General features: G+C 71.8%; 7 protein-coding genes. 6 read left to right on the forward strand and 1 reads right to left on the reverse strand.

Features of this window, described 5'->3' with window-relative positions; all coding sequences use genetic code 11:
- Positions 1 to 42 precede the first annotated feature (42 nt).
- From NH2_RS24895 to NH2_RS24905, 3 genes are read left to right on the forward strand one after another with little or no spacing between them, the layout of a single operon-like run.
- Positions 43 to 1,173: an alpha/beta hydrolase gene (locus tag NH2_RS24895; protein ID WP_067659302.1), complete on the forward strand. Its 1,131-nt coding sequence runs from the start codon at positions 43 to 45 to the stop codon at positions 1,171 to 1,173.
- A gap of 30 nt (positions 1,174 to 1,203) precedes the next feature.
- Entirely contained in the window at positions 1,204 to 1,641 is a 438-nt protein-coding gene (locus NH2_RS24900; protein ID WP_067659233.1) for a cupin domain-containing protein, read from the forward strand.
- Positions 1,638 to 2,495: an aldo/keto reductase gene (locus NH2_RS24905; RefSeq protein WP_067659236.1), complete on the forward strand. Its 858-nt coding sequence runs from the start codon at positions 1,638 to 1,640 to the stop codon at positions 2,493 to 2,495. The genes NH2_RS24900 and NH2_RS24905 overlap by 4 nt, the downstream gene beginning before the upstream one ends.
- Positions 2,496 to 2,549: 54 nt before the next feature.
- Here NH2_RS24905 and NH2_RS24910 read toward each other — a convergent pair whose 3' ends face one another.
- The gene (locus tag NH2_RS24910) at positions 2,550 to 4,130 is read right to left on the reverse strand and encodes an alkaline phosphatase D family protein (protein ID WP_067659304.1); all 1,581 of its coding nucleotides are present in this window, start codon (positions 4,128 to 4,130) and stop codon (positions 2,550 to 2,552) included.
- Positions 4,131 to 4,347: 217 nt separating this feature from the next.
- On the opposite strand from NH2_RS24910, the gene NH2_RS24915 reads away from it, so the two are divergent.
- The 3 genes from NH2_RS24915 to NH2_RS24925 all read left to right on the forward strand — a co-directional run bounded on the left by NH2_RS24915 (position 4,348) and on the right by NH2_RS24925 (position 6,468).
- The gene (locus NH2_RS24915) at positions 4,348 to 4,845 is read left to right on the forward strand and encodes a tellurite resistance TerB family protein (RefSeq protein WP_245650747.1); all 498 of its coding nucleotides are present in this window, start codon (positions 4,348 to 4,350) and stop codon (positions 4,843 to 4,845) included.
- Between the two features lie 97 nt (positions 4,846 to 4,942).
- Complete coding sequence (locus NH2_RS24920; RefSeq protein WP_067659239.1) at positions 4,943 to 5,761, forward strand: alpha/beta fold hydrolase; 819 nt, start codon at positions 4,943 to 4,945, stop codon at positions 5,759 to 5,761.
- 113 nt (positions 5,762 to 5,874) lie between these two features.
- Positions 5,875 to 6,468 (forward strand): hypothetical protein, encoded by a 594-nt coding sequence (locus tag NH2_RS24925; RefSeq protein ID WP_067659242.1) that lies wholly within the window; start codon positions 5,875 to 5,877, stop codon positions 6,466 to 6,468.
- Position 6,469 lies beyond the last annotated feature (1 nt).

A 6,469-nucleotide genomic window follows, 5' to 3' on the forward strand; every position in this document is an offset into this window, starting at 1 on the left:
TCACCCTCCGACCTCTCCGAACACCGCGCCAGGAGCACCACCATGAACACGAAGACCACACCGCATCGACCTTCCCGCCGCTGGGCGCGCGTCAGCGGAGCCGGCATCGCCGCGCTCGCCGTCCTGGCGGCATCGGCCTGCTCCGGCGTCGACACCACCACCTCGGCTGCGCCCCCGGCCCCGATCGCGGGCCTGGCACCCGGGGATCTGTCTCGCGGCGCGGACAACTTCTACACCAGCGACAAGGTCACCACGACCCCCGTGACGTTCGAGAACCAGTACCGGATGGAGGTCACCGGCACCCTGTTCATCCCCGAGGACCTCGCCCCGGGCACCCGCGCCGCCGCCATGGTCGTCGGACACCCCATGGGCGCGGTCAAGGAACAATCCGCGAGCCTCTACGCCACCAGGTTGGCCGAACAGGGCTTCGTCACCCTCGCCGTGGATACCGCCTTCTGGGGCGGCAGCGACGGCAACCCCCGCAACGCCGTGGCCCCGGACATCTATACCGAAACCTTCTCCGCCGGCGTCGACTACCTCCGCACCCAGGACACCGTCGATCCCGAACGCATCGGCGCGCTCGGCATCTGCGGCTCCGGCAGCTTCGTCATCTCCGCCGCCAAGATCGATCCCCGGATCAAAGCCGTCGCCACCGTGAGCATGTACGACATGGGCGCGGCCAACCGCGACGGACTCGGCCACTCCGTCACCGCCGAGCAGCGCAGGCAGATCATCGCCAGGGCCGCCGCCCAGCGCGACGCCGAATTCCGCGGCGGACCGGTCGAATACACCGGCGGCACCGTGCACGAACTGACCGAGACCTCGACCCCGGTCGAGCGCGAGTTCTACGATTTCTACCGCACCGGGCGCGGCGCGGTCACCCCGGAGGGCGCCACCGCCGACACCACCACCCACCCGACGCTGTCGAGCAACACCAAGTTCATGAATTTCTACCCGTTCAACGACATCGAGACCATCTCCCCACGCCCGATGCTGTTCATCACCGGCGAGAACGCCCACTCCCGCGAGTTCAGCGAAGAGGCCTACCGCCTCGCCGGCGACCACAAGGAGCTGGTCGTCGTCCCCGGCGCCGGACACGTCGACCTCTACGATCGCACCGAGCTCATCCCCTTCGACACACTGACCGCCTTCTACCGCCAGAACCTGACCTGACCAGCGACAGCGCGCAGAACAGGAGACACCGTGAGCGACAACGTATTCGACCAGATCTTCCCGCTCGGGGAACCCAACGACGCCTACGCGCAGTACTTCATCGGCCAGAGCTACAATGCTCCGCTGACGGGTGGGAGCGTTCCGGTCGCCAACATCACCTTCGAACCCGGATGCCGCAACAACTGGCACATCCACCACGGCACCGACGGTGGCGGCGATCAGATTCTGCTGTGCACGGCCGGGTCCGGTTGGTACCAGGCCGAGGGTGCGGAACCGGTCAGCATGACGCCGGGAACCACCGTCCGCGTGCCTGCGGGCACCAAGCACTGGCACGGCGCGACCGCCGGCTCGTGGTTCTCCCACCTGGCCTTCATCACCCCGGGCGAGAACGTCAGCAACGAATGGCTCGAACCGGTCACCGACGAGGTCTACAGCAAACTGCCGACGACGAACGGAGACAACGCATGACCATCCTGACCGAGACCTACACCCTGTCCAACGGTGTCGAGATCCCGAAGCTGGGCCTGGGCACCTGGTTCATCGACGACGACTCGGCCGCCGACGCGGTCGCGACGGCGATCGAGATCGGCTACCGCAACATCGACACCGCGCAGGCATACGGCAACGAGCGCGGCGTCGGCGAAGGCGTCCGCGGCGGCGGCGTCGCGCGCGAGGAGCTGTTCGTGTCCACCAAACTCGCCGCCGAGATCAAGGACTACGACCGTGCCACCGCGGCGATCGACGCGTCGCTGACCACGCTCGGCCTGGACCACGTCGATCTCATGCTGATCCACAGCCCCCAGCCGTGGAACGACTTCCGCGGCGGCGACTACGCCGAGGGCAACCGGGAGGCCTGGCGTGCCCTCGAGAACGCCTACCGGGCCGGCAAGCTCCGCTCGATCGGGGTCTCCAACTTCGAACAGCGCGACCTCGACAACATCCTCGCCACCTGCACCGTGACCCCGCAGGTCAACCAGCTCCTCGTCCACGCGGGCAACACCCCGGCCGAGCTGATCGCCTACTGCCGGGACAACGACATCCTCGTCGAGGCGTACTCACCCATCGCCCACGGAGAAATCCTGAACAATCCCGACGTCGCGGCGATGGCCGACCGCTACGGGGTGAGCGTCCCGCAGCTCTGCATCCGCTACACCCTGCAACTGGGGACCGTCTCGCTGCCCAAGACCGCCAACCCCGACCATATGCGCGGCAACGCCCAGCTCGATTTCGCGATCACCGACGACGACATGGACCTCCTCCGCGACCTGCGCGCCCGCGATTACGGCGAACACAGCGTCTTCCCCGTCTACAGCGGAAAGTAGCGCACCGCGGGCACGGCGGCCGCGCCGGGCAACCGGGCAGCGCGGCGCACCCGCTCAGCCGACCGGCCCCGGCCGCTGCTCGATCCGGCCCGCCGCGCCGACCGCGAGCGAGATGCCGTGCCGGACGCCGGAGTTCGGGTCCTTGACGTCGAGCAGGTAGAACCAGTCCATCTGCGCCTGCCCGGCGTCCACGTGCAGCACGCCGTAGCCGTGCGAGTCCAGCTCCAGGTACCGCAGGTGCCGGTTCACCTCGCGCACCGCGCTCGCCGCGGCGCCGGTGCCGGTACCGGCGAGATCGCCGGGGCTCTGCGAGGTCACCGACGGCACCACGAACTCCGCGCCCGCCACCGGCCCGGCCGGGTAGGCGGCCGCCTCGAGTGGCAGGTCGGCGGCCCAGGAGCTGTGGATATCACCGGTGAGGAAGAGCACCCCGCCCACCCCGGCGTCGTGCACCGCGCGGACGAGGCGGTTCCGGTCGGCGGTGTAGCCGTCCCACTGGTCGGCATTGACCGGGATGCCGCCAGCCGGGATGCCGACCACCCGGGCCAGCCCGGCGGTCACCGCGGGGTCGAGCGGCGGGAAGAGCACCGGCGCGATCATGACCGGGTTGCCGACCAGCTTCCACCGGACCGGCGCCGACTCCAGCCCGCCGATCAGCCAGTCCAGCTGCTCCCGGCCGGTGATGCTGCGCTCCGGCGCGTCGATGTCGCGCCAGCCCGCGCCGGGGCTCGCCTGCCGGTCGCGGTAGCTGCGCAGGTCGAGCATGGAGAGCTCGGCGAGCGCGCCGAAGCGCAGCCGCCGGTAGAGCCTACCGTCGGCGCTGTCGCGCACCGGCATCCACTCCCGGTACGCCTGCCGCGCCGCCGCGTACCTGGCCGCCCACTCGCCCTCGGCGGCCGGGTCGTGGTTCTCCGCGCCGCCGGACCAGGCGTCGTTGGCGGTCTCGTGGTCGTCCCAGGTGGCGATGAACGGCACCGACCCGTGCAGCAGCGCCAGGTCGGGATCGGTCTTGTACTGCCCGTGCCGGATCCGGTAGTCGGCGAGGGTGACGATCTCGTGCTCCGGGTCGTGCGCGCGCACCGCGCCGCCGCGGCCGCCGAACTCGCCACGCTCGTACTCGTACAGGTAGTCGCCGAGGTGCAGCACGGCATCCAGGTCGCCGCGGGCCGCCAGGTGCCGGTAGGCGCCGAAGTACCCGGCCTCCCAGTTGGAGCAGGAGACGACGCCGAAGCGCAGCCGCTCGGGGGTGTCGGCGGCGGCAGGCGCGGTCCTGGTGCTGCCGATCGGCGAGGTGGCGCCGAGCGCGGTGAATCGGTAGCGGTAGTCGGTGCCGGGGGCGAGCCCGGCCGCGTCGATCTTGACGGTGTGGTCGGAAGCCGCGGTGGCCGTTGCGGTTCCGTCGGCAACCACCTCGGTGAAGGAGTCGTCGCGCGCGACCTCCCAGCGCACCGCGACGTCCGGGCCGCGGGTCGAGCCGGGGGTGGCGTCCGGGGCGGGCGTCACCCGGGTCCAGAGGATCACGCCGGTGGGCAGCGGGTCACCGGAGGCGACGCCGTGCCCGAAGACCGGGGTCTCCGCCGTGGCGCGGGCGGCTCCGGCGATGACGGCCGCCGCCGCGACCGCACCGCCCTTCATCACGGTCCGGCGGCCGACCGGCGGCCCCGCGCTCAGTGCTCCCACGGCTCGCCATCCTCGACGGTCCCGTGCGGAAAAGCCACCCGCGTCGGCCGGTGTTCACCGAGGCTTCAGCCGCGCCGACAGGATCGGGGCGCGGCGCACCCGCGGATCTGCTACCTTCCGGGGGTTCGCCGGGGCGGGTCGTCGCGCGCCGGCCCCGGTCCTGGAGTCCGCCATGTCGTTCCTGAACAAGCTGCTGAACACCGGCCACACCGTGACCCGGCTGATGGACCTGGTGGACCGGGCGCCGCAGTGGCGCTCCCAGCTCATGTCCAAGAAGAACGAGTTCACCGGCGGGGCCTTCCGGGACGCGGTGATGGGGATGTGCGCGCTGGTCGCCGCCGCCGACGGCACCATCACCGCCGAGGAGCGGGCGCGGGTCGCCGGGCTCATCACCGCCGACCCGGTGCTGGACAACTTCCCGGCCGAGCAGCTCCGCACCCTCTTCGACGGCAACTGCGACCGCCTGGTGCAGGACCCCGCCTTCGGCCGGGCGCACGTGCTGCAGCAGATCACCACGGTGGCGGGCAAGCCGGAGCAGGCGCGCGCCGTGGTGCGGATCGGCATCATGATCGCCAACGCGGACGGCGCGCTCGCCCCCGCCGAGGTGCACGCCGTGCGCGACGCCTGCGCCGCGCTCGGCATCCCGCCCATGCTGGAGCTGCCGGGCTGATCGGATCGCCCGCAAACCGCGGGCACACCCACCGCGAATCCTCGGTATGGCAGGCTCGAGCCGGAGCCGTGCGTCCCGACGATCGACGGAGGAATCCATGAACGCCCGCCGAACCGCCCGCTTCCGCGCCGCAGGCACCGCCGTGGCCGCCGCCCTCGCGCTCGGCCTCGCCGCGGCCCCCGCGCACGCCGCCCCCACCCCGACGGTGGTGCTGGTGCACGGCGCCTTCGCCGACTCCTCCGGCTGGTCGGACGTGGCCGACCGGCTCACCGCGGACGGCATCCCGGTGCGCACCTTCGACACCCCGCTGCGCGGCATCGCCAACGACGCCGCGAAGCTCACCGAGTTCCTGGCCGGGATCGACGGCCCGATCGTGCTGGTCGGCCACTCCTACGGCGGCGCCGTCGTCACCAATACCCACGACCCGGACGTCACCGCCAATGTCTTCGTCGCCGCCTACGCGCCGCAGCGCGACCAGCTGCTCGCCGAGCTGGTGAACCCGATCGCGCACCCCGGCAGCCTGCTGCTGCCGCCCGCGCTGCTGGTGAAGCCGGTGGCCGACCCGGCGGGCCCGGCCGGGGTGAACCTGGACGCCTTCGTCACCCAGCCGTTCTTCCGCGAGGTCTTCTGCCAGGACGTCGCGCCCGCCAAGGCCGCGGAGATGTACGGGAACCAGCGCACCCTCGCCGCCACCGCCAACCTGGAGCGGACCGGCGAGCCGTCCTGGGCGGACACCCCGAGCTGGTACCTGGTCTCCACCGAGGACCGGGTGATCCCGCCCGCGCTGCAGCGCGAGACCGCGCAGCGGGTGGCGCCGGGCCGCACCGGGGAGGTCGCCGCCTCGCACGCGTCCTACGTCTCGCAGCCGGACGCCGTCGCGGGCATCGTCCGCGACGCCGTGCGCGCAGCGGGCTGACCTCCGGCAGCTTCGGCGCCGGGCCGGGCGACCTGCTCGGCGGCGGCGATCGGCCCGGATCCACACCGCGGCCGCGGATTTCACCGCCGGGCTGTGCGCGCTAGGATCCGCCGGTGGCGATAACCAGGGAAGACCTCGTCGGCTACATCGAGCGTGACCTCGATGCCGATCTCGCGCGCTGGTTCGGCGATCGGCCGCGCGCAACCATCGACGCGTCGGTGGTGCGGCCGGTCGAGCCGTTCCTGGCCAAGCTCGCACCGAGCGACGCGGCCGCGCTCGCCGCCTACGACCGCAGGGTGCGGGCGGGCACGCTGCCGGACATCCTGGATATCGCCGACTGGTCCTACGGCTTCGGCTTCGCGGCCAACGATTGCGGCCTGCTGGACAGCGACTACAGCACCGAGGTGGCCGACGAGGACGTCTACACCGTCGGCGCGGACGGCGGCGGCAACCTCTACACGGTGCTGATCAACGGCCAGGTGGCGGTGTGGTTCCACGAGGAGGAGGTGCTGGAGGGCGGCACCCGCTTCGACGACCTGGACACCTTCGTCTGGTCGCTGGTGCGCTACCACGCGGTGCGCGCCGGCGTCCTCGACCCGGCCGCGGTCACCGCCGATTTCCGGGAGCTCGGGCAGGACGGCGCGGTGGCGCCGGAAATCGGGCTGCTCGCCTCCATGCGGCCACGGGAGGGCGCCGAGTCGAACTGAC

This window comes from Nocardia harenae NBRC 108248, assembly GCF_001612885.1.
GTDB lineage: Bacteria > Actinomycetota > Actinomycetes > Mycobacteriales > Mycobacteriaceae > Nocardia > Nocardia harenae.